Source organism: Klebsiella sp. K4 (assembly GCF_014596785.2).
Classification (GTDB): domain Bacteria; phylum Pseudomonadota; class Gammaproteobacteria; order Enterobacterales; family Enterobacteriaceae; genus Klebsiella; species Klebsiella pneumoniae.
Window position 1 is genome coordinate 2,259,258 of record NZ_CP115021.1, and the last position, 21,993, is coordinate 2,281,250.

Genomic DNA, 21,993 nt, shown 5'->3' on the forward strand with positions numbered 1-21,993 from the left:
CTATCGCCTGGAACGCTGCGGCGCAGGAGCGAGTTATGCCACAGCGGGTGAAACCTGCAGAGCAGGGGATCGTACTGGATGCCCTGTCGGCCGGCTACGGCCAGACCCTGATCGTTGACGATATCAACCTGACCATTCCCACCGGCAAAATGACGGTGCTGGCCGGGGCGAACGGATCCGGCAAATCCACGCTGCTCTCGACCATCGCCAGAATGCTGAAACCGCTCGGCGGCTGCGTGCGTCTGGACGGGCAAGCCATTCACCAGATGCCGACGAAAGCCGTCTCGCGCCAGCTGGGCATCCTCCCGCAATCGCCGTTGACCCCGGAAGGATTGACCGTTTTCGAGCTGGTCTCGCGCGGGCGCTACCCGTGGCAGGGGCTGATGCGCCAGTGGTCCGAGGCCGATGAGCTGGCGGTAGAGGAGGCGCTGCGCTTAACCGGTACCGCCGAATTCGCCCATCTGCCGGTGGACAGCCTCTCCGGCGGCCAGCGTCAGCGCTGCTGGATCGCCATGGCGCTGGCCCAGCAAACGGCCACCATTCTGCTCGATGAGCCGACCACCTGGCTCGATCTGCGCTATCAGGTCGATATCCTTGAGCTGCTCCAGACCCTCACCCGCGAACATGGCCGCACGGTGGTGACGGTGCTCCATGACCTTAACTTTGCGGTGAACTACGCCGATCTGCTGGTATTCCTTAAACAGGGGCGCATCGCCGGCACGATTAGCGACAACGATGTCTGTAGCCCTGAGCTGATTAAACGCGTGTTTGACGTTGACGTGCAGATGTCGATTAACCCGCAAACCGGCAAACCCTTCTTTATGCCGTTTCGCGACCGCCAGGCAGCGGCACAATGAGCGTGGCCATCCTGCTTTCCGCGCGGCGTCGCCCCCGCCCCCGGCTGGCGCTGCTTCTGCTAACGCTGCTGCTTATCGCCGCCTCGCTGGTGCATCTTGGCTTAGGCGCCCGCTGGATCGCCCCGCAGACGGTGCTGCGAGCGCTGCTGGAGTACGATCCGCGTAACTTTGAGCAGCGGATTATCGTCGATCTGCGTCTGGTGCGGCTGGCGGCGGCGCTGCTGACCGGCGCGGCGCTCGGCGTCGCCGGGCTGCTGCTGCAGACGGTGATCCGTAACCCGCTTGGCGAGCCGCATATTCTCGGGCTTAACGCCGGCGCCTCGCTGGCGGTGGTGGCGACCTCGGCGCTGGGCCTGTCCTTCGGCGCTTTCCCCGCCGGGCGCCCGCTGACCGCCGCCTGCGGCGCGGGGCTGCTGTTCGGTGGCGTGATGGCGCTGGCCTCTGCCGGGCGCGGCGGGGCGACGCCGCTGCGCATCACGTTGTGCGGAGTGGCGCTGTCAGGGTTTGCGTCGGCGGTGACGGCGGCGATATTAATTCTCGATGAACAGACGCTGCTGGCGATGCGCACCTGGCTGGCCGGCGACCTGGCCGGACTGAACTGGAGCACGCTGCAGACGGCGCTGGTTCCAGCGCTGATCGGCCTTGGCGTCGCGCTGCTCATTGCCCCACGCCTCAACGTGCTGGCGCTGGGGGATAAGGTGGCGCTGGGCCTTGGCGTTAATCTCGTCCAGACCCGGCTGCTGGGCCTGCTGGCGATTGCGCTGCTGTGCGGCGCGGCGGTGGCGGTGGCCGGGCCGATCGGCTTCGTCGGGCTGGTGGTGCCGCACATGGTGCGCCGTCTGGTGACGGAAGACATCCGCCTGGCGCTGCCCCTGGCCGCGCCGGTGGGAGCGCTGGCGCTGGTGCTGGCGGATATCGCCGCCCGGACGCTGGTCGCGCCGCAGGAGCTGGCCACCGGAGCGATGACCGCCCTGGTGGGCGCGCCGTTGTTTATCTTTATCGCCGCGAGGTTTTTTAAATGACGCGCGCCGTTCACCGGGCCGGTTTTCGGCCGCTGGCTTTCGCCTCCCGTCATCTGCTGCTGCGTCCTGCGGCGTTAAAAATTGCCGCCAGCATAGTGCTGACGCTGCTGGCGCTGGGGCTGTACAGCCTTAGCCGCGGCAGCTATCCGCTGCCCGCGTCGACGCTGGCGCGAGCCCTGCTGGCGCCCCAGGAGATGGGCGAGCAGCCGCGCTTTATTCTGTTTGATATCCGCCTGCCGCGGATCCTGATGGCGCTGCTGTGCGGGGCTATGCTGGGGCTGGCCGGCGCGGCGATGCAGAGCATCACCCGTAACGGGCTGGCCGACCCGGGGCTGATCGGCGTCAAAGAGGGGGCAAACATCGTGGTTCTGGCGCTGGTGCTGTTTTTCCCGGCGGTAGGCCTGGTCTGGCGGCCGCTGGCGGGGATGGTCGGCGGCATAGCGGTGGCCCTGCTGGTCCTGACGCTGGCCCGCGACTGTTCGCGGCCGCGCTTTATTTTAATTGGCATCGGCGTCTCCTGGAGCCTGGCTGCCGCGGTCGGCATCTTTATGACCACCGCCGACGTACGCGACGTGCAGACGGCGATGATCTGGCTGGCGGGCAGCCTGCAGGCCGCCACCTGGCCGCTGCTGGCGGTGGCTTTTTGCTGGGCGCTGCCCGGGGCCATCATCCTGTTCTGTACCGCCCGGGCGGCGGACGTGGCGCTGCTGGGCGACCGGACCGCCATCGGCCTCGGCGTACGTCTGCAGCAGCTGACGGTGCTGCGCTTTTTTGCGCCGGTGCTGCTGACCTCGGCCAGCGTCTCCTGCGTCGGCAGCCTGGGCTTTGTGGGCCTGATGGCGCCGCATATGGCGCGTTTTGTGCTGCGCGGCGGCCAGGTATCGCTGCTGTGCGGCAGCGCGCTGATTGGCGCCTTGCTGGTGCTGGCGACCGATACCCTTGGCCGGCTGGCGTTTGCCCCGCTGCAGATCCCGGCGGGGATTGTCATTGCCCTCGTGGGCTGCCCGTTCTTTGTTGTCTTGCTCTGGCGTCGCCGTGATGCCCTTTAACCAGGAAGGTAGTATGCGTTGGTTCGTCTCATTGCTGCTGTTGCTGACGGGGGCCGTCAGCGCCGCCGCCCCACAAACTCAAACTTTCGCCGATGATTTAGGCCGCACGGTCACCGTGCCGCTGCATCCGCAGCGTATCGTTTCGATGCACGATCTCGACATTACCATTCCGCTGATTGAGCTCGGGGCGCCGCCGATCGCCAGCCACGGCCGGACGCGCCCGGACGGCAGCCACTATCTGCGATCCAGCGCCCAGCTCACCGGCGTCGATTTCGACAACAGCGATATCCGCTTTATTGGCACTGCCGATATCGATCTGGAAGCGGTAGCCGCCGCCAGGCCGGATCTGATCATCACTGAGCCCAGCCGCCACGTGTCGGTAGAGCAACTGGAGAAGATTGCCCCGACGGTGAGCATCGACCATCTGCAGGGCAGCGCCCCGGAGATTTACCGCAAGCTGGCGCAGCTGACCGGCACCCAGCCGCGGCTGGCGATCCTCGAGCGCCGCTATCAGGAACAAATTAAACAGCTGAAAGCGATGGTCAACCCACCGCAGTACAGCGTCTCAGTGATCCAGGCGAACAACGGCAAGGTCACGGTGCATCATTCGTATCATGCGCTGGGCCGGGTGCTGCGCGACGCCGGGTTCCGCTTTCCGCCGCTGATTGAGCGGATCCCCGATGGTCAGCGCATTGACGTCAGCGCGGAACAGCTGCCGGAGCTGGACGCTGATTTTGTCTTCGCCACCTGGCGGTCGGATACCGGCGGTAAGCCGCAGGATGAGCTGCAGGCGATGGAAGGCGTGATGCCCGGCTGGTGTGACTTTATGCGCGCCTGCCGCACCGGGCACTATATTTTACTGCCGCGGGAAGAGGTGATCTCTAACTCCTACGCCGCGCTGTCCCTGATGGTGGCCCAGGTGCAGTCGCATATTGCCGGCAGGCCGATCCCGGCGGAGGCCAAATGAAAAGCGCGGTAAAAAAAGAGAAGGGCAAAGTCGATCTGTTCGGCGAACGCTATCGCGCCCGGGCGCACCAGCTCTCCCCCCGGCTGCGGGCGGTGGTCAGCTATATCAACGACAACCGCGAGGTGGTGCTGGAGCATACGGCGATGGAGATCGCCACCGCGACCCAGACCTCCGACGCCACGGTGGTGCGTGCCATCCAGGCGCTGGGCTTCGCCGGGCTGCGCGAGCTTAAGCAGACGATGGAGCGCTGGTTCGGCACCTCGGTCACCTCGGCGGAAAAGATGCGCTCGACGGTTACCGCGCTCTCCAGCGACGTCAACTCCAGTATTGATTTTGTGCTTGAAGGCCATCAGCGGGTGTGCGAGGTCCTGTCGCGGGTCGACAACCGCGCGGCGGTGGCTCAGGCGGTGGCATTGCTCAGCGACGCGCGCCAGGTGGGGATCTTCGGTATCGGCGCCTCGGGGATCCTCGCCGAATACACCGCCCGGTTGTTCAGCCGTATTGGCCTGCCGGCGTACGTGATGAACCGCACGGGCTTTAGCCTTGCCGAACAGCTTATCGGCCTGCAGCGCGGCGATGTGCTGATCATGATGGGGCAAAAATCCCCCCATCGCGAAGGGTTGACCACCCTGCGCGAGGCGAAGCGGCTGGGTATTCCGACCATCCTGCTGACCCAGGCGGTGGACTCGCGCTTCAGCCAGGAGGCGCAGGTGGTGATCGACGTCCCGCGCGGCGGGGACAGTAGCCGGATGCCGCTGCACGGTACGGTGCTGGTCTGTCTCGAGATGATTGTCCTGTCGGTGGCCTCTACCACGCCACAAAAAACGGTGAAATCCCTGAAGCGAATCAACGATCTGCATCGGGCTATCGGTAAATCCGGCGGTAAACGGGGCCATTGAGAAGATAATTCACCAGCGGGAAGGTTTCCGGTTGCATATAAAAGTGAGTGTGTGTATTTTTATGCAAAATAAATGCATAAAAAGGAAATCTCATGGTCAAGAATTTGCTCAAAGCGTGTTGCATGATAGCCGCGCTGACGGCTGCCGGACAGGCGGCTGCGGAAACCTATACCGTCGGCTCCGGCGGCACCTACCGGCCGTTTGAATTTGAAAACAGCCAGAAACAGCTGGAAGGTTTCGACATCGACATCATCAAAGCCATCGCCAAAGCCGAAGGCTTTGACGTTAAGCTGGTCAATACCCCATGGGAAGGCATCTTCGCCACGCTGAACACCGGCGACCGCGACATCATCATCTCCGGGATCACCATCACCGATAAACGCAAACAGATGGTCGATTTCTCCGCGCCGTACTTCCCGGCCGAACAGTCTATCGTCGTCGCTCAGGACTCGCAGGTGGATTCGCTGGCGGCCCTGAAAAACGAGAAGGTCGGGGTGGTGAACTCCAGCACCGGCGATATCGTGGTTTCTGAGGTGCTGGGTAAAAACAGCACCGCGATCAAGCGCTTCGACAATACCCCGCTGATGCTCCAGGAGCTGTTTGAGGACGGCGTCAGCGCCGCGGTTGGCGACGTCGGGGTGGTGAAGTACTACATCAAACAGCACCCGGAGAAGCAGTTCAAGCTGGTGCCGGATGCCAAATTTGAGCGTCAGTATTTCGGTATTGCGGTGGCGAAAGGCAACAGCGAACTGCTGGGCAAAATCAACGCCGGGCTGCAAAAGATCGTTGCTGACGGGACTTACGCCAAAATCTATAAAACCTGGTTCGACGACAACGTGCCGACGCTGCCAGCGCAATAATCCACCTTTTTCAGTGACCACGGCTATCGCCCAGGCGATAGCCGTATTTTTTAGGGAAGGACTATGACGGGATTCCGTTGGGAGATCATCGAGGAGTACGGCCCGCTGTTTGTGGACGGCGCCCTGATGACGATTAAATGTACCATTATCTGCGTGATCCTCGGGACGCTGTGGGGGTTAACTCTCGGTCTCGGGCGGATGGCGAAGGCCGAGCACGGGCCGTGGAAATATATTCTCCGCTACCTGGTGCAGTTTCCGGTGCGCTTTTACGTCAGCGCCTTCCGCGGTACGCCGCTGTTCGTGCAGATCATGGTGGTGCACTTTGCGCTGGTGCCGCTGTTTATCAATCCGCGCGACGGCCTGCTGGTGACCAGCGGCCTGATGAGCGCCGACTTTGCCCGCGAGCTGCGCGCCAGCTACGGGGCGTTCCTCTCCTGCATCGTGGCGATCACCCTTAACGCCGGGGCCTATGTGTCGGAGATTTTCCGCGCCGGCATCCAGTCGATCGACAAAGGGCAGATGGAGGCCTCCCGCGCGCTGGGCATGCCGTGGTGGAAAACCATGCGCAAGGTGATCCTGCCGCAGGCGTTTCGCCGTATTCTGCCGCCGCTGGGCAATAACGCCATCGCCATTGTCAAAGATTCGTCGCTGGCCTCGGCGATTGGCCTGGCCGATCTGGCCTATGCCGCGCGCACCGTCTCCGGCGCCTACGCCACCTACTGGGAACCCTACCTGACCATCTCTCTGGTCTACTGGGTGATCACCTTCCTGCTGGCGCAGCTGGTTAACCGTCTGGAAAAGAGGTTTGGCAAAAGTGATTCACATTAATAACTTACATAAGCGCTTCGGCGACAGCCACGTGCTGCGCGGCATCAGCTGCGATATTAAACCGCAGGAAGTGGTGTGCATCATCGGCCCGTCTGGCTCGGGGAAAAGCACCTTCCTGCGCTGCATGAACGCCCTGGAGACGGTCAGCGAAGGCGAGGTGGTGGTTAACGGCTTCGCCGCCCACGACCGGACCACCGACCTCAACAAGATGCGCGAAAGCGTCGGCATGGTGTTCCAGCGCTTTAACCTGTTCCCGCACATGACGGTGCTGGAAAACCTGATCATGGCGCCGATGAATCTGCGCAATATGCCGCGCCAGCAGACGGTCGACCTGGCGGAAGCCTTGCTGGCGAAGGTGGGCTTAAGCGATAAGCGCGACGCCTGGCCCTCGAGCCTGTCCGGCGGCCAGCAGCAGCGGGTAGCCATCGCCCGCGCGCTGGCGATGAAGCCGTCGATAATGCTGTTCGATGAGCCCACTTCGGCGCTGGATCCGGAGCTGGTGGGCGACGTGCTGGAGGTGATGAAAAACCTCGCCAGCGAGGGGATGACCATGGTGATCGTGACCCACGAAATGGGCTTTGCCCGCGAAGTGGCCGACCGGGTGATCTTCATCGACCAGGGCGTGATTCAGGAAGAGGGCAAGCCGGGGCAGATCTTTAGCGCGCCGAGCAACCCACGCACCGCCGCGTTCCTCAGCAAGGTGCTGTAAACCGGGCGGGCTGGCGCGATGCCAGCCCGCTGAGCATTCCGGGTGTATTGACGAAGCTTTTAATCATCCGCGCAAACATTGACTGGGCTCATATATCCCGCGATAACCCCTTTGTTAATCTCAGGGTGTCGATTAGGACTTCTCCAGGAAAATAACGTTGGAAATCTTTTTTTAACCCACTGAAAAATAGCGATTAACTATTTTTCATACGCCAAAAATCATGGTCCGTTAATGACGGACTCGGTTTCGTATGGGTTAAAAAAGGTACGTTATGACAGTTACATGGACGGTCACGCCCGTGGGGTATCAGCACATTGCCAAACGCTGCCCCGCCTGCAATGTAAAACGCGACTTCGCGCCTTCCGGCGCCATCCGGGTGAATTCGCAAAAGAAGCTGCTGGATATCTGGAGCATCTATAAATGCACGCGCTGCGATTACACCTGGAATATCGCCCTGTTTTCCAGGCTGCACGTCAGCAAGATAAACCGTGAACTGCTTCAGCGCCTGATGCAGAACGATGCAGCCATGGTTCACTATTATGCCGCTGACCTCGCGACGCTGAAGCGCAACCGCGCCGAGCCGTCGGGGCAACCCAATTTTCGTATTCAGGAGCAATGGTCGGTGACGCTGATGGCGTGCCCGCGGATAACGGTGCGCGTCAGAGTCAGTCAGCCATTTCGCGTCAGCCTGCTATCAATACTGAAAAAACAGCTCAAGCTGAGTACGGCTGAAATCCGGTGGTTGGTCGCGACAGGGCATATCGAGGGTATTCCACTAAAACAGCTCAAGACGAAAAAGCTGAAGGCGATGGAATATGATTTTCAGCTGGCGGCGGAAACGCTGTATGCGCGACGCCGGATTACGTTATCACTTTGCGGTAGATAACTTGCCGGGAAGATAAGCCGCAGCGCTTGAGCTGCTGGCTTTTTATTCCTCGGTGAATAAGGACGGCGAAGTTGGCCGTCCTGACTCCCTTATCTCCGTCTGCATAAGCCACCTCCGCTGCAGCCATTCAATCTGCAGACGCATAGTAAACAAACGCCAGCTTATTGCCGTCGGGATCGCGGACGTAGGCGCTGTGAAAACCGTCGCCATACTGCGGCCGGTGACCGGGACCGCCTTCGTCACGTCCGCCGAGTTGCAGGGCGAGGGCATGCAGTTCCGCAATATGTGCGACGGAGCGGGCGTTAAGCGCCACCATCGTTCCATTACCCACCCCGGCAGGCTGCTGGTCAAAAGGAACACCCACGCACAGCCCGCAGGTGTGATTGCCGTTGAAGGTGCCCCAGGACGCCCGCTGTTCGTTACGGCCGGCTTTGACGTGTCCCAGCAGCGCCATTAACGGGTCATAGAACTTGATGGCGCGTGGCAGATCGTTCGTTCCCAGCATAATGTATGAAAACATAGTGTTCTCCTGTTGCGGGCAAAAAGGCCTAAACCTTCAGGCTGGCTGAAGAAGATGTTGCTGACGGAGTTTTAACAAGCGCGAGACCAGCATGATGACGACGATTCCCGCTATCAGCGCCAGGCAGTGAAAGGCTATTCTGCCGCCAGCCTGGAAGTAAACCCAGCGCGCTACTTCCACCGAGGCCGCCATAAAACTGAGCGCCACAATGTTGATGGTGGCTGAAACCGTCCCTTTCGGCAGGGAGTGGGAAAAAAGCGCAAAACGGAATAATACGGGGAACAACAGGCCTGTTCCGAGGGCATAGAGACTTGTTCCTGAAACGGACCACCACCAGGTATGGGGCCATGCAATATTTCCCGCCAGTAATACCAACAACCCGGTCAGCTGTATCGGGATAGTGCGCCAGATAAAGCGGGGAGAGGTCGGATCCTTGATAAAACGGGCCACGATGATGCTGGCAATAATAACGCCGCCAAAGACAGGCACCTGGGTCCAGGCATAGGCGCCGCGCGACATCCCGCCGTCATCGATCAGGATCACCGGAGAGAGTGCTACCCAGGTGATTATCGGCAGGTTACTGAATGACAACGCCAGCGCGCCCGTGAGCACCACCGGCTGTTTAAAGGCGCGGACAAACTCGGAAAATACCTCTCCCGGACGAAACCCCCGGCCCTGAGAGGTGACCGTTTCTGGCATGTTAAAAATCAGTAACGCCCAGGCCAGCAAGCTCATGGCGCCGATGATCGCAAACAATAACTTCCAGTGCAGGAAATTCATCAGGCCAGCGCCCGCCAGGGGCCCGATTACCGGCGCCAGCAAAACGATGGATGTCAGCGCCGCCATAATGCGGATAGACTCTTTTTCATCAAAAGCCTCCTGGATGGAGACATAACCGACTGTCGAAATGAAGCAGATACTGGTTCCCTGGATAAAACGGGCGATAAGATATTGATCAATCGACGTGACAAAGATCATGCTGAAGCAGGCCAAAGCAAAGATGATGGCTCCGGTCAGTAGTACGGGGCGGCGACCAATGCGGTCGGAGAGCGGCCCCAGCAGCCACTGTAATGCCAGCCCCCCGGCTAAATAGAGGCTGACAGAGGCCGGGGCTAACGCAACATCAGCCTCAAATTCCCGGATGATGTGGATAATACCCGGCTGAATGAGATCGGTAGTCAGATAAGCAGAAAAATCATAGATAACCATCGCCAGCGGAAATAACAAGATTCTGCTAAAACGGATGTACGGTCCCAACGCTAATTTCATACGCGAAGACTCCCTGGTCGGTGACGGTTTCCCTGGTATCGGGGCCTGGTTGATGTGGATCCCTTGCGGCTGTCGTCACAGGCTGGCCGCGGAATGACAAACCGAAAGATAAAATTCGCCCGGCGACGGTCATTGGGTAAGGCAACGCAACGGCATGCAGAGGGAGTGATCGAGCATGGCAGAGGGATAACGCACCGGGTTAACTGGCTGGGGGTGACGTTTCTTATGCGAGGGAGGGGTCTCGCTGCCATCGCGTGGATGTGGAGCGTTTGTCCGCAGGGGACGAGAATGAATAAAGTCGCTTGCTCCTGAGGGGAAACATTCATACCGGGAAACCTGTGTCATCATCATGGGCAAAATAGGCGAACACTCGCCAGTGTCCGCATTCGATTTCAGCGCAGTGATAATCAGTCCGGCCAGTGATGGTCGGAAGTCTGATTATCAGATGATTAGGTTGTCCAGCATCGACGCCTCAGCTATGGGTATGAATTATTCATCAAAGAAATGATAACACCTACATTTATTATGGGAATTGCGCAGGTAAGGAAATGTGACTTTCGCCCGCTTACTGCGTGAAGCTGATCGCAACAGACCCGGCGCTGCGCTCAGCCTTGCCATGGTACACCGCCTCAATATTATTCCCCTGCGGATCCAGCACAAAAGCGGCATAGTAACCAGGATGATAGTGTCGTTCGCCAGGCGCGCCGTTATCACGTCCGCAATGGGTCAGCGCCGCATGGTAAAAAGCGTCGACCATGTCACGATCTCTGGCCTGGAATGCCAGGTGGTGGCGCCCAGTCAGTTTCCCGGCAGCCTCCGGGCTGTGGCGTGAGGCCACCACCAGTTCGTCGGCCAGCAAGTATTCATTGGCGGTGGTGATAACCGGGATCTCCAGCGCCGACAGTACGGCGGTATAGAAGTTTTTGCTTGCCTCAAAGTCTTCGACAACCAGCAGAATATGATCGATCAATCTGCCACGATGTAAGGTATTACTTTCCATGGGATTTCCTCTCGGCTGGGGGGCCGGCAATGGTTAACAGCAGTGAGCCAGCAAGAACAGGATACCCTCCGGTGAGGGCCATAAAAAAGGGCTGGCGCCAGGCCAGCCCGTGAGGACTACCGTGCGGACTCTGTCGCCTCGTCCATGTCATCTTCCTGCTCACTGGCAAGCAGGGTTTTCTCGTTTTTGCACAGACACTGAATCAACAGGAACAGCACGCCGCTGGCCACCAGGGTGACGATCAGGCCATCGTAACCAGTGATGCCGATCAGCATGCCGCTGACTACCGGCCCGGCAACGCTGCCGGCGGACCAGAAAAAGCCGAACAGGGCGTTAATCATAATCAGCTTCTGCCCATTGAAGGTTTTCCCCGCCCGCACCAGCGACAGGGTATAAAGCGCGCCCGCCGCGGCGCCCAGCAGCAGACAAATGGCCATCAGCTGAATGCGCGAGCCGAGCATCAGCGGCAGGGCCAGCAGCGACAGGCTGAAAACCACCGCGCAGCTCAGATGCACGCGGCGAATCCCGACCCGGTCGGCCAGCCAGCCGAGCGGGGTCTGGAACATCGCATCTCCGGTAAGCACCACGGTGACCAGCAGCACCGCCAGCCCTTCATTCAGCCCTTTGTCCATGCCGTACAGCGGCAGCAGGGCGAGGATGCTGGCGTCAAAGAAGGCGAAGCAGAAGACCCCGGAGGCCAGTACCGGCAGAAAGGCGCCGAGGCTGCGCCAGCTGGCGCGCTCCCCGAGGCTTTCACGAGTGCCGGTGGGCAGATGGCGCAGCATCAGCAGGCAGACGGCGGTGACCGCGACAATCGCGATCAGCGCTGATGTCTGCCAGGCTGGGCCGACGGAGATTAGCAGCGGCCCTGCCAGCTGGCAGCCGGTAAAGGCCGAGGCGTAGAGACCGGTGAGGGTAGCGCGCTGGCTGCCCGCCGCGCCGCCGGTGATCCAGCTTTCGCCGAGTACGATAATGACCCCGGAGGCCAGGCCGGTCAGCAGGCGCGGCAGCAAAAGCAGCGTCATATCGGTAGTCATGCATGAGGCGATGGTCGCCAGCGTCAGCAGGATCAGACTGCCGCTCAGCAGCACGCCCATTTCAATGCGCCGGCACAGCGCAGGAGAGAGGAAAGAGGAGATCATCATGCCGGCGGGCGGCAGGGCGGCCAGTAGGCCGACGTACAGCGGCGCGATCTGCTGCTGCGCCAGCTCAAGACTGATTAACGGCACCGTATAGCCGGTGATAAATCCCACAAGCGACGCGGCCATGATCATCGCCAGCGTGGGGGCAAGACGATTCTGGTCTGGGTTAAACATTTTATTTCCGATGACGGAGAGGTCAGTAGTGGATCCTTCGGCAAATTGCCGTCCTGAGTTGCATAATAATTAATCGACTGGCCGTTGTCACCGTTGAAATCACTACCAAAAAAGGGCCGCAGGGCAGCAGGTGGGCTGTACGCCGCGCCGCCGCCGCATTTCGTGACGTTGTCAGCGTGGTAACGACAGGATATAACGGAGGGAGCGGCAGCGCCCCGACGCCGGTGAGCGACGGGGAAAAACGCGACGCATGACCGATTATTCAGCATTACGCTATGCAGGAAAGGAGTAATACATGGCCGTATCGCCGTCACTGATCGCCGAAGCCGTTGGCTGGCGACGTGAATTTCACGCCGCGCCTGAGCTCGGATATCAGGAACAGGAGACCTCGCGCCGCGTTGCGGAGCTGCTGGCCTCGTTTGGGCTGCAGGTGCACCGCGGGCTGGCCGGCACCGGCGTCGTGGCGACGCTGGAGAACGGCCCCGGGCCGGTTATCGGCCTGCGCGCCGATATGGACGCCCTGCCGATCACCGAGCTGGGGAGCGTCAGCTACCGTTCACGCCGTCCCGGGGTGATGCACGCCTGCGGCCACGATGGCCATACCGCGATGCTGCTGGCGGCCGCCGCCCATCTGGCGCAGACCCGCCATTTCAGCGGCACCGTCCACTTTGTCTTTCAGCCGGCGGAAGAGAACCTCGGCGGCGCGCGCAAAATGGTTGAAGAGGGGTTGTTTGAGCGCTTCCCGATGGACGCCATCTACGCGCTGCATAACTGGCCGGGGATCCCTCTTGGCGAAGTGGCGCTCAGCGATGGCGCGATGATGGCCTCGCTGGACGCCTTCGAGATCACCCTGCGCGGAAAGAGCTGTCATGCGGCGATGCCGGAGAGCGGGGCCGATCCGATCGTCGCGGCGGCGCAGCTGATAATGGCGCTGCAGACCATTCCTTCCCGCCGCTTGTCGCCGCAGGATTCCGCGGTGGTCAGCATCACCCAGATAAACGGCGGCGAGGCGATCAACGTCCTGCCGGACACCGTGGTGCTGCGCGGTACCTTCCGCTGCCTGAGCAATCGCGTTCGCGCCCGCGTGCGGGAGCTTATCGAAAGCTATGTGGCGACCCAGCCGCAGGTGTCCGATGTGCAGGGCGAGATTAGCTGGTTCCCGGGTTATCCGGTGACCAAAAACCATGCGCTGCAGGCGCAGCAGGTGCGCGAGGTGGCTGCCGCCACTCTCGGCGCGCAAGCGGTGCGCTGGAATCAGGCGCCGTCGATGGCCTCCGAAGATTTTGCCTGCATGCTGGAGGCCTGTCCGGGGGCCTATTTCTGGATAGGCACCGACGGCGAAACCCCGTCGAAGCCGCTGCATAACGCCAGCTATGACTTTAACGATGCGCTGATCGGCCCCGGCGTCGCCATGTGGGTGGGGCTGGTGGAGAAACAGCTGCCGGCGGCGTAACCCACCGGCAGCGGCAGAGGGAGCGCGCTGCGCTCCCTGAGGTCAGACGTCGGCAGCGGCTTTCAGTCGCGCTTTCATGTCGCTGTAGGCCGTCCAGGCATAGCGCTCCGCCCATTGCTGGTCGGCAATCGCTTCCACTTTCACCGCACAGTATTTGGTTTCCGGCGTTTTGGAGATCGGATCGAGGTTATCCTGGGTCAGCTCATTGCAGGCGCCCACCCACCACTGATAGGTCATATAGACCGCCCCCGGATTGATGCGATCGCTGAGGTCGGCGCGGGAGATCACCTTCCCGCGCCGGGAGCTGACCCACACCAGCTGTTTGTCGGTGATCCCCAGTCGTTGCGCATCCGCAGGATTCATCTGCACCCGTCCCGGCTCGTCAGCCAGCGACTGCAGCGCGGCGCAGTTGCCGGTCATCGAGCGGCAGGAATAATGCCCGACTTCCCGCACGGTGCAGAGCACCAGCGGCCACTCGTCATCCGGGCGCTCCGCCGGCGCGCGCCAGGCGGTGGCGAACAGCTGCCCTTTACCCGAGGGGGTGTCGAAGCGGTTGTCTTTATACAGCCACGGCGTGCCGGGATGATCGAGGGTCGGGCACGGCCACTGGACATGGCCCATATCGCCCATTTTCTCCCAGGTCACGCCGTAGAACAGCGGGCAGAGCTCGCGCATCTCGTCCCAGATTTGCTGGTTGTTCTCATAGTGCATCGGATAGCCCAATTCGCTGGCCAGCAGGCTAATGATCTCCCAGTCGCGCTTCACATTTCCCGCCGGAGGGATCGCCTGTTCAAACCGCTGGAACCCGCGGTCGGCGCAGGTGAAGACGCCGCCGTGCTCGCCCCAGGAGGTGGCCGGCAGCAGGACATCGGCCATTTCCGCTGTTTTGGTCATGAAGATGTCCTGCACGACCACGAAGTCCAGCGCCTCGATGCCTTTGCGCACCAGGCCGAGGTCGGCTTCGGTCTGCAGCGGATCTTCGCCCATAATATAATAGGCTTTGATCTCGCCGGTCAGCGCTTTATGCGGCACCTCGGTGATGCGGGTGCCGACCTGGTCGTCCATCAGCGCCGGGTCGATGCCCCAGGCGGCGGCGAATTTCGCCCGCACGGCGGGGTCGGTGACCTCCTGATAGCCGGGAAACAGGTTCGGCAGTACGCCCATATCGCAGGCGCCCTGTACGTTGTTTTGCCCGCGGACCGGCCCCACGCCGACGTTGGGCCGTCCCAGGTTGCCGGTGAGCAGCGCCAGGCTTGCCAGGCCGCGCACCACGTCCACCGCCTGGCCAAACTGGGTGACCCCCATGCCCCACATAATGGTGGCGGATGGGGCGGCGGCGAACATGCGCATCGCCTCCCGGATTTCCCGCGCGCTGACCCCGACAATCCCTTCCACCGCTTCCGGGGCGTAATCCTTCACCGCCTCGCGGTAAGCATCCAGCCCTTCGGTATAGCGTTCGACATAGGTTTTGTTGTACAGCTCCTCCTCCAGCAGCACATAGCCGAAGGCATTTACCAGCGCCATGTTGCTGCCGTTGTTGAGCTGCAGATGACGATCGGCAATGCGCGCGGTTTCAATGCGCCGCGGATCGCAGACGATGATTTTGGCGCCGTTGTCCCGGGCCTTGATTACCCGGCGAGCGACGATGGGATGGGAGTCGGCGCAGTTGTAGCCAAAGACCAGCAGGCACTTCGAGTTTTCGATGTCGCTAATCGAGTTGCTCATCGCCCCGTTGCCCAGCGCCTGCTGTAGCCCGGCGACGGAGGGGCCGTGGCAGACGCGGGCGCAGCAGTCGACGTTATTGGTGTTCAGCACCGCGCGGGCGAACTTTTGCATCACATAGTTGGTTTCGTTGCCGGTGCCGCGCGAGGAGCCGGTGGTCATGATGGCGCGCGGGCCATGCTTCTCTTTGATCTCCCTGAGCTTGCTGGCGGTATAGCGAATCGCCTCCTGCCAGCTGACCGGCGTGAAGGCGCCGCCTTTCTGGTAGCGGATCATCGGTTGTTTAAGACGGGGCGTCAGGAGCTGCGTATCGTTAAGAAAATCCCAGCCGTAGTAGCCTTTCAGGCACAGCTGGTTCTGGTTGGTGACGCCGTCGGCGGCCTCCGCGCGAATGATTTTATTGTTGTCGACAACCAGTTTAAGTTTGCAACCCGCCCCGCAGTAGGGGCACACGCTCGTGATTTTTTTCATCAGTAACAGACCTGTTAACAGTGAACTGAGGATCGCTGTCGCGCCGGGCCCGACGGGCAACGATCGCGGTATCGCCTGGTGGTGATGCAGACGCAGGCCTGTTGCGCTATGCAGGTCTTGTGCCAGAATTTAAACTATTGATCTGTATTGAAAAATGAAAAGAGATTGATGACGGGAGCATGACCTCGTCACTAATGACGATGACGCAGAGCGCCGACGTCAGACGCTCTGCGGGGTAACACGTGGCTAGGCGAGAGGGCGGCAGCGGTCGAAGTGCGATTCGCTCAGGCCGACGTCGCGCGCGGCGGCGCAGATTGCCTGCCAGCTGCCGGCATCCAGCGGGATCCCCTGCGCCAGCCGCGCTTCGCGGTTGGCGGCCTCCCATTCGCCGGGCGCCAGCACCGGGGCATCGGCATCGTGCGGCGATTGCTTACACCATGCGATAAAGGCCTCCGTCTGCGCCTGGCTGTCCGGGGCATCGAACGCGTCCGGGCGCAGGATCACCGTGGTCATGCAGTTAAAGATGGCGTCGACGCTGGTCTGCAGGCTCTCCTGATGGGTGGTTTGCCCGCCGGAGAGCGCGCCGCCGAGCACTTCGCACAGCGTCGCCAGGGCATAGCCTTTGTGCTGGGCGAAGGTGAGCAGGGCGCCCAGCGGCGAGGTCTGCATCACCGCCGGGTCGGTAGTGGGTCGACCCTCGGCGTCAATCAGGCAGCCGGGGGCCACGGCTTCGCCTTTATGCCAGGCGACGCGGGTTTTACCAAAGGCGATGGCGCTGGTGGCGTAGTCCAGCAGCAGCGGCGGATGGCCCGCGCGGGGAAACACCACGCACAGCGGGTTGGTGCCGAAGCGGCTGTCCTTCCCGCGGAACGGGGCGACCATCGGGTCGCCGATGACGCTGACGAAGTGAATGGAGATCAGCCCGGCGGCGGCGCACTGTTCGGCCCAGTAGCCGATGCGTCCGACGTGATGCGCATTGCGCAGGGCGATAGCCGCCATACCGTGCTGCTTCGCCTTTTCAATGCCTAACTGCATCGCTTCGTGGGCGACCACCTGGCCGAAGCCGGCGTTGCCGTCGAGGGTGACCACGGCGCCAGCGTCTTTGGTCACCGTGGCGTGGCGGTTGAGCTGCAGAAAACCACCGGCGTGGGATTTGACGTAGCTGGGGATCATCCCGACGCCGTGGGAGTCATGCCCGGCAAGATTGGCGGCGATCAGATGGTCCGCGACGAGGGTGGCTTCCCCTGGGGTACTGCCGAGATGGGTAAACAGTGAGACGACAAACTGATGCAGATCCGTCGCCAGAAAGCGGTGTCCTGTAGGCACTGATTCTCTCCTGTAGTCTGTTGTTATTTTGTTATGTTTGCCGTTTTATGCTGCGCCGCCCGGCGCAGAAGGTCAAGGGCGGCGTCTCCCGGCGACATGCCGCTGCGCCAGCGCCTGCGCATACGACAGACGATAAAAAACCGGGCCGGGATCGCGTTTTAATTAACGCCATAAACACCACATTTTTAAATTCTGCCAGTGTCACAAAAGCCAGAAAAAAGCCATCCCCGTCGTTGCAAGGGGAGCTGATACCACTATATGTTAAATTTGTGTTTATTAATTGATGATTAAAGGTTGGTATCATGTATAAGAAAATAAGTGGTTTAGTGGTTTCACTGACGGCCGTTTTCGCCTGTGCCGCCTGGGCGGAGGTGCCTGCGGGCTATCCCGCGGATTATCAAAAAACGATTGATGCCGCCGTAAAAGAGGGCAAGGTGGTGATCTATTCCACGACCGACACCAAAGCGGCCGGGCCGTTAATTAAGGGATTTGAAGCGCAATACCCGGGCGTCAAAGTCGAATATAACGACATGAACAGTACCGAGCTGTATAACCGCTATATCAGCGAACAGGCCGCCGGGGGCGGCAGCGGGGATGTGGTGTGGAGCTCATCGATGGATACCGCGCTGAAATTAGCCACCGAATACGCCGAACAATATGCCTCGCCGGAGGTGAAGCAATTACCCGACTGGGCGGTCTGGCAGCAAAAAGCCTATGGCACTACCTACGAGCCGGTGGTGTTTATCTATAACAAACGGCTGATCCCGCAGAATGAGGTTCCGGATTCGCATACCGCGCTGGCAAAACTTATCGCCAGCCAGGCCGATAAATTTAAAGGCAAAGTCACCACCTACGATATCGAAAAATCGGGCCTCGGCTTTATGCTGGCGGTACAGGACAGCCAGGCCGACGCGAACTATTTTGCCGACCTGGCGAATATCGCCAAAGGCGGCCTGACGGTGCAGTCCTCCACCGGCACAATGATGGAGCGCGTCTCCTCCGGCGAAAACCTGATCGGCTATAACATTCTTGGCTCTTATGCCGAAGCGCGGGCGAAAAACGATCCCTCTTTAGGTATTGCCTATCCGAAAGATTACGTGCTGGTGCTCTCCCGCGTCTCGTTTATTAGCCAGGAGAGCGAACATCCCAATGCGGCGAAATTGTGGCTGGATTATGTCCTGTCGGAAAAAGGCCAGCAGATCCTCGCCAGCCAGGCGGATATTCCCTCTATTCGTCGCGATATTGCAGGTAAAAATGATATCGACGGCATGACCGCGCTGCTGGGCAAAGCGTTAAAACCGATCCCGGTCAACGAAACGCTGCTCGATTATTTACAGCCGCAAAAACGTCTGCAGTTTATTAAACAATGGCGCAGCGCCGCCGCGAAATAATCCTCCCCTGGGGCATCGCCGATGCCCCTATTCACACCCGGCGGGTTTATTCACCTGACCGAAGGGATGAACCATGAACGTATTACGCAGAAAGTGGCAGGGGCTGCCGCGCGGCGTGGTGGTGTGCATCACGGCGCTGGTGATTTATGTCCCGCTGTTATTTATTGTGGTGCAGAGTTTTCTCTCCGCGCCATTCTTTTCCCGCTCCAAATCGTGGAGTCTGGAAGCGTTCGCCTTTATTTTTACCGACCCGGATTTTTATCTGGCATTAAGGTCAGGTTTTATTCTGGCCTTTGGCCTGGTGATTATCGCCATTCCGCTGGGCGGTATTTTGGCGTTTCTGATGGTGCGCACCGATTTACCCGGCCGGCGGATCATTGAGCCGCTGATCCTGGTGCCGATCTTCGTCTCGCCGATGGTGCTGGGCTTTGGCTACGTGGTGGCCGCCGGGCCGGTAGGCTTCTTTTCCCAGTGGGCGCAGCAGCTGATCGGCTTTGTGCCGTGGAATATCTACTCGATGTTCAGCATTGTGGTCATCGCCGGCTTAACTCACGTTCCGCATGCCTATCTCTATATCTCTTCGGCGCTGCGCAGCGTCGGTTCCGACGTGGAAGAGGCGGCGCGCACCGTCGGCGCCACGCCGCTGCAGGTGATGACCTCGGTGAGTCTGCCGATGGTGCGGCCATCCATCCTTTACGCCTGCGTGCTGCTCTTCTTCCTCGGTCTGGAGGTTTTCGGTCTGATGCTGGTGCTGGGCGACCCTGAGGGCAACATGGTGCTGGCGACCTATCTCTATAAGCTGACCAACAAGCTCGGCACCCCCTCCTACCATCTGATGGCGGCGGTGGCGGTGGTGCTGATCTGCATCACCATCCCGCTGGTGATGCTCCAGCGGCGGCTGATGCGCACCGCCAACCGCTTTGTCACCATGAAGGGCAAGGCGTCCCAGGCGCGGGCGCTGCCGCTGGGCAAATGGCGCTGGGTGGCCGGGGCGGTGGTGGTGGCCTGGCTGACGGTGACCATCGGCGTACCGCTGCTCGGCGTGGCGCTGCGCGCTTTTATCTCCAACTGGGGCGTCGGCGTGTCGCTGTGGGATGAGCTGTCGCTGGCGACGTTCCACAATATCTGGCAGCAGCCCAACCTGCTGCGGGCGATCGTCAACTCGATGGCTATCGGCATCATCGGCGGCGCGCTGGCGGTGATCTGCTATCTGTTTGTCGGCATCGCCATGCACCGCAAAGCGGACAACGTCACCCGCTTTCTCGACTACAGCGTGCTGGTCCCGCGCGCGGTACCGGGGCTGCTGGCCGGCCTGGCCTTCCTGTGGGTATTCCTGTTTGTACCGATGTGGCTCGATCAGTCGCTGAAGCACGGCTGGCTCTCGGCGCTGCCGGTGGCCGACTGGCTGCGGGAGCACTTTATCGTGCAGCTGCGCGCCCTGCGCAACACCATCTTCAGCGTCTGGCTGGCCTACACCGTGGTGTGGATGGCCTACGGCCTGCGGCTCATCTCCTCGACGCTGCTGCAGGTGGGCCCGGAGCTGGAGGAGGCGGCGCGTAGCACCGGCGCCTCGCGGGGGCAGATCACCCGCCACGTGACCGTTCCGCTGTCGCGCTATGGGCTGATTGGCTCCTGGCTGCTGATGTTCCTGATCTTTGAGCGCGAGTATTCCACTGGCGTCTATCTGCTGTCGCCGGGTACCGAAACCATCGGCTCGATGCTGGTGTCGCTGTGGGCGGCGGGGGCCATCGATATCGTCGCGGCGCTCTCCTTTATCAATATTCTGCTGGTGGTGATTGGCCTGGGTATCGCCCTGCGCTTTGGAGTGAAATTACATGATTGAGTTATCGGTAGAAAATCTGCATCTCACCTATGGCGACAACCCGGTGTTGAAGGGGGTGTCCATGACGCTCGGCCGGGGGGAGGTAGTATCGCTGCTGGGGCCTTCGGGAAGCGGGAAAACCACGCTGCTGCGGGCGGTGGCCGGGCTGGAAAAACCGACGAGCGGACGGATCGCCATCGGCAACCGCACGGTGTACGACGGCACGCCGCGCAGCGAGATCCCGGCCGAAGAGCGTAACCTCGGCCTGGTGTTCCAGTCCTATGCCCTGTGGCCGCACAAAACGGTGTTCGACAATGTGGCCTATCCGCTGAAGCTGCGTAAAGTGGCCGCCGGGGAGATAAAAGAGCGGGTGCAGCGTGTGCTGGAACAGCTGGGGCTGGGGCACCTTGGCAACCGCCATCCGCACCAACTCTCCGGTGGCCAGCAGCAGCGGGTGGCCATCGGCCGGGCGCTGGTTTACAACCCGCCGGTGATCCTGCTGGATGAACCGCTCTCCAACCTTGACGCCAAGCTGCGCGAAGAGGCGCGGGTGTTTTTGCGCGAGCTGATCATTAAGTTGGGCCTCTCGGCGCTGATGGTCACCCACGATCAGAATGAAGCAATGGCCATCTCCGATCGTATTCTGCTGCTGAACAATGGCGTCATTGAGCAGCAGGGGACCCCGCAGGAGATGTACGGCAGCCCGGCGACGCTGTTCGCCGCTGAGTTTATGGGCAGCAATAACCGCCTGCACGGCAAAGTGATGGCGCTGGAGAACGGCAGGGCGCGGATCGAAGGCGCCAGCTGGAGCCTGTGGGGGCGAGCGGGCGAGGGGGTTAGCGTTGGCGAGCCGGCGACGGCGGTGATCCGCGTCGAGCGCCTGCGACTTGACGGCGCCGCGCAGGATAATAGCCTCCAGCTACCGCTGCTGACCAGCATGTACCTCGGCGACCGCTGGGAGTACCTGTTCCGTACCGAAGGCGACGACTTTCCGCTGCGCGCCTACGGAACGGCGCTGCGCGATGCCGAACACTGCCATCTGACGCTCCCGGCGGAGGATGTGTGGATTTTTCCGCAGCGGTAGCCGCCCGTTACCCCGCCAGATGGCACACGGCTTCAATATTGTGCCCGTCTGGCGCAATCACAAACGCGGCGTAGTAACTGGCGTGGTAGTTTGGCCGTAGCCCCGGCGCGCCGTTGTCCTTTCCTCCGGCGGCCAGCGCCGCCTGCCAGAAGGCATCGACCTGCTCGCGGCTGTCGGCGCGAAAGGCAATGTGCAGCGGCGCCGGTTTTTCCGCACTTTGATAGAGGCATAGAGAAGCATCGCCGCTGCCGGCCAGCTCTGCGCCGTAGCTCGGTTCGCCTTCGCCAACCAGCGTTACGCCAAGCGGGGCCAGGGCCTGCAAAAAGAACGCTTTGCTGGCGGCATAGTCGCTAACGCCGAATTTCACATGATCGAACATATCTTCTCTTCTCCTGTGGACGGGATATCGCCAGCTGAACGCGCTAGCCGGACAATAGATACAAGATAGTTAACAACGGTTATTAACTTTTTTAACAGCTCAAAATGTTTAATTATTCCTAATACGAGTATTTACAGACGTTTAATCTGCCATGTACCATAAA

Annotated in this window: 19 protein-coding genes and 1 pseudogene; 13 read left to right on the top strand and 7 right to left on the bottom strand. The window is 60.9% G+C overall.

Features of this window, described 5'->3' with window-relative positions; genetic code table 11:
• Positions 1-35 precede the first annotated feature (35 nt).
• From IB144_RS11225 to IB144_RS11265, 9 genes and pseudogenes are all read left to right on the top strand, one after another.
• Complete coding sequence (locus tag IB144_RS11225) at positions 36-857, top strand: ABC transporter ATP-binding protein (protein WP_004184377.1); 822 nt, start codon at positions 36-38, stop codon at positions 855-857.
• Complete coding sequence (locus IB144_RS11230; protein ID WP_040152587.1) at positions 854-1,879, top strand: iron ABC transporter permease; 1,026 nt, start codon at positions 854-856, stop codon at positions 1,877-1,879. The genes IB144_RS11225 and IB144_RS11230 overlap by 4 nt, the downstream gene beginning before the upstream one ends.
• Complete coding sequence (locus tag IB144_RS11235) at positions 1,876-2,928, top strand: iron ABC transporter permease (RefSeq protein ID WP_048986804.1); 1,053 nt, start codon at positions 1,876-1,878, stop codon at positions 2,926-2,928. Before IB144_RS11230 ends, IB144_RS11235 begins: the two co-directional genes overlap by 4 nt.
• Complete coding sequence (locus tag IB144_RS11240) at positions 2,918-3,895, top strand: ABC transporter substrate-binding protein (RefSeq protein ID WP_072143299.1); 978 nt, start codon at positions 2,918-2,920, stop codon at positions 3,893-3,895. Before IB144_RS11235 ends, IB144_RS11240 begins: the two co-directional genes overlap by 11 nt.
• A pseudogene (locus IB144_RS11245) lies at positions 3,861-4,794 on the top strand (MurR/RpiR family transcriptional regulator). The gene IB144_RS11240 and the pseudogene IB144_RS11245 overlap by 35 nt, the downstream one beginning before the upstream one ends.
• A 92-nt stretch (positions 4,795-4,886) precedes the next feature.
• Positions 4,887-5,654 carry a basic amino acid ABC transporter substrate-binding protein gene (locus tag IB144_RS11250; RefSeq protein WP_002908376.1) on the top strand — a complete coding sequence of 256 codons (768 nt, stop codon included), beginning with the start codon at positions 4,887-4,889 and terminating at the stop codon, positions 5,652-5,654.
• A 63-nt stretch (positions 5,655-5,717) separates the two neighbouring features.
• Complete coding sequence (locus IB144_RS11255) at positions 5,718-6,482, top strand: amino acid ABC transporter permease (protein ID WP_004151161.1); 765 nt, start codon at positions 5,718-5,720, stop codon at positions 6,480-6,482.
• Positions 6,469-7,191 carry an amino acid ABC transporter ATP-binding protein gene (locus IB144_RS11260; RefSeq protein ID WP_149358893.1) on the top strand — a complete coding sequence of 241 codons (723 nt, stop codon included), beginning with the start codon at positions 6,469-6,471 and terminating at the stop codon, positions 7,189-7,191. Before IB144_RS11255 ends, IB144_RS11260 begins: the two co-directional genes overlap by 14 nt.
• 298 nt (positions 7,192-7,489) lie before the next feature.
• Positions 7,490-8,077: a DUF1062 domain-containing protein gene (locus IB144_RS11265; protein ID WP_074440770.1), complete on the top strand. Its 588-nt coding sequence runs from the start codon at positions 7,490-7,492 to the stop codon at positions 8,075-8,077.
• A 127-nt stretch (positions 8,078-8,204) separates the two neighbouring features.
• Here the strand turns inward: IB144_RS11265 and IB144_RS11270 are convergent, their stop codons facing one another.
• The 4 genes from IB144_RS11270 to IB144_RS11285 all read right to left on the bottom strand — a co-directional run bounded on the left by IB144_RS11270 (position 8,205) and on the right by IB144_RS11285 (position 12,182).
• Positions 8,205-8,597, bottom strand: coding sequence for a VOC family protein (locus IB144_RS11270; protein WP_048270749.1), 393 nt, complete (start codon positions 8,595-8,597; stop codon positions 8,205-8,207).
• A gap of 36 nt (positions 8,598-8,633) precedes the next feature.
• Complete coding sequence (locus IB144_RS11275; RefSeq protein ID WP_002908368.1) at positions 8,634-9,866, bottom strand: multidrug efflux MFS transporter MdtM; 1,233 nt, start codon at positions 9,864-9,866, stop codon at positions 8,634-8,636.
• 565 nt (positions 9,867-10,431) lie between these two features.
• Positions 10,432-10,866: a VOC family protein gene (locus tag IB144_RS11280; protein ID WP_004151163.1), complete on the bottom strand. Its 435-nt coding sequence runs from the start codon at positions 10,864-10,866 to the stop codon at positions 10,432-10,434.
• Positions 10,867-10,982: 116 nt separating this feature from the next.
• A complete protein-coding gene (locus IB144_RS11285; RefSeq protein ID WP_040242305.1) occupies positions 10,983-12,182 on the bottom strand; it encodes an MFS transporter in 1,200 nt (399 codons plus the stop codon).
• 295 nt (positions 12,183-12,477) lie between these two features.
• On the opposite strand from IB144_RS11285, the gene IB144_RS11290 reads away from it, so the two are divergent.
• Positions 12,478-13,635 (top strand): M20 aminoacylase family protein, encoded by a 1,158-nt coding sequence (locus IB144_RS11290; protein WP_004148649.1) that lies wholly within the window; start codon positions 12,478-12,480, stop codon positions 13,633-13,635.
• Positions 13,636-13,677: 42 nt separating this feature from the next.
• Here the strand turns inward: IB144_RS11290 and fdhF are convergent, their stop codons facing one another.
• Positions 13,678-15,828 carry a formate dehydrogenase subunit alpha gene (gene fdhF, locus IB144_RS11295; RefSeq protein ID WP_048290593.1) on the bottom strand — a complete coding sequence of 717 codons (2,151 nt, stop codon included), beginning with the start codon at positions 15,826-15,828 and terminating at the stop codon, positions 13,678-13,680.
• Positions 15,829-16,074: 246 nt separating this feature from the next.
• Positions 16,075-17,154 (bottom strand): malate/lactate/ureidoglycolate dehydrogenase, encoded by a 1,080-nt coding sequence (locus IB144_RS11300; protein WP_004148647.1) that lies wholly within the window; start codon positions 17,152-17,154, stop codon positions 16,075-16,077.
• A gap of 302 nt (positions 17,155-17,456) precedes the next feature.
• On the opposite strand from IB144_RS11300, the gene IB144_RS11305 reads away from it, so the two are divergent.
• The 3 genes from IB144_RS11305 (at position 17,457) to IB144_RS11315 (ending at position 21,451) form a co-directional block, all read left to right on the top strand.
• Positions 17,457-18,545, top strand: a complete 1,089-nt coding sequence (locus IB144_RS11305; RefSeq protein ID WP_002908297.1) for an ABC transporter substrate-binding protein — start codon at positions 17,457-17,459, stop codon at positions 18,543-18,545.
• Between the two features lie 73 nt (positions 18,546-18,618).
• Positions 18,619-20,388, top strand: coding sequence for an iron ABC transporter permease (locus IB144_RS11310; RefSeq protein WP_040164510.1), 1,770 nt, complete (start codon positions 18,619-18,621; stop codon positions 20,386-20,388).
• Positions 20,381-21,451 carry an ABC transporter ATP-binding protein gene (locus tag IB144_RS11315; RefSeq protein ID WP_065888655.1) on the top strand — a complete coding sequence of 357 codons (1,071 nt, stop codon included), beginning with the start codon at positions 20,381-20,383 and terminating at the stop codon, positions 21,449-21,451. The genes IB144_RS11310 and IB144_RS11315 overlap by 8 nt, the downstream gene beginning before the upstream one ends.
• A gap of 7 nt (positions 21,452-21,458) precedes the next feature.
• Here IB144_RS11315 and IB144_RS11320 read toward each other — a convergent pair whose 3' ends face one another.
• On the bottom strand, positions 21,459-21,830 hold the full coding sequence (locus IB144_RS11320) for a VOC family protein (protein WP_002908289.1): 372 nt from the start codon (positions 21,828-21,830) through the stop codon (positions 21,459-21,461).
• Positions 21,831-21,993: the final 163 nt, after the last annotated feature.

Bases quoted from the DNA above. Each gene is read 5' to 3' on its own strand.
- IB144_RS11310 (WP_040164510.1), top strand. From the start codon at position 18,619: ATGAACGTATTACGCAGAAAGTGGCAGGGGCTGCCGCGCGGCGTGGTG.
- IB144_RS11285 (WP_040242305.1), bottom strand. From the start codon at position 12,182: ATGTTTAACCCAGACCAGAATCGTCTTGCCCCCACGCTGGCGATGATC.
- IB144_RS11290 (WP_004148649.1), top strand. From the start codon at position 12,478: ATGGCCGTATCGCCGTCACTGATCGCCGAAGCCGTTGGCTGGCGACGT.
- fdhF (WP_048290593.1), bottom strand. From the start codon at position 15,828: ATGAAAAAAATCACGAGCGTGTGCCCCTACTGCGGGGCGGGTTGCAAA.
- IB144_RS11305 (WP_002908297.1), top strand. From the start codon at position 17,457: ATGTATAAGAAAATAAGTGGTTTAGTGGTTTCACTGACGGCCGTTTTC.
- IB144_RS11255 (WP_004151161.1), top strand. From the start codon at position 5,718: ATGACGGGATTCCGTTGGGAGATCATCGAGGAGTACGGCCCGCTGTTT.
- IB144_RS11230 (WP_040152587.1), top strand. From the start codon at position 854: ATGAGCGTGGCCATCCTGCTTTCCGCGCGGCGTCGCCCCCGCCCCCGG.
- IB144_RS11250 (WP_002908376.1), top strand. From the start codon at position 4,887: ATGGTCAAGAATTTGCTCAAAGCGTGTTGCATGATAGCCGCGCTGACG.
- IB144_RS11235 (WP_048986804.1), top strand. From the start codon at position 1,876: ATGACGCGCGCCGTTCACCGGGCCGGTTTTCGGCCGCTGGCTTTCGCC.
- IB144_RS11315 (WP_065888655.1), top strand. From the start codon at position 20,381: ATGATTGAGTTATCGGTAGAAAATCTGCATCTCACCTATGGCGACAAC.
- IB144_RS11275 (WP_002908368.1), bottom strand. From the start codon at position 9,866: ATGAAATTAGCGTTGGGACCGTACATCCGTTTTAGCAGAATCTTGTTA.
- IB144_RS11270 (WP_048270749.1), bottom strand. From the start codon at position 8,597: ATGTTTTCATACATTATGCTGGGAACGAACGATCTGCCACGCGCCATC.
- IB144_RS11225 (WP_004184377.1), top strand. From the start codon at position 36: ATGCCACAGCGGGTGAAACCTGCAGAGCAGGGGATCGTACTGGATGCC.
- IB144_RS11280 (WP_004151163.1), bottom strand. From the start codon at position 10,866: ATGGAAAGTAATACCTTACATCGTGGCAGATTGATCGATCATATTCTG.
- IB144_RS11320 (WP_002908289.1), bottom strand. From the start codon at position 21,830: ATGTTCGATCATGTGAAATTCGGCGTTAGCGACTATGCCGCCAGCAAA.
- IB144_RS11240 (WP_072143299.1), top strand. From the start codon at position 2,918: ATGCCCTTTAACCAGGAAGGTAGTATGCGTTGGTTCGTCTCATTGCTG.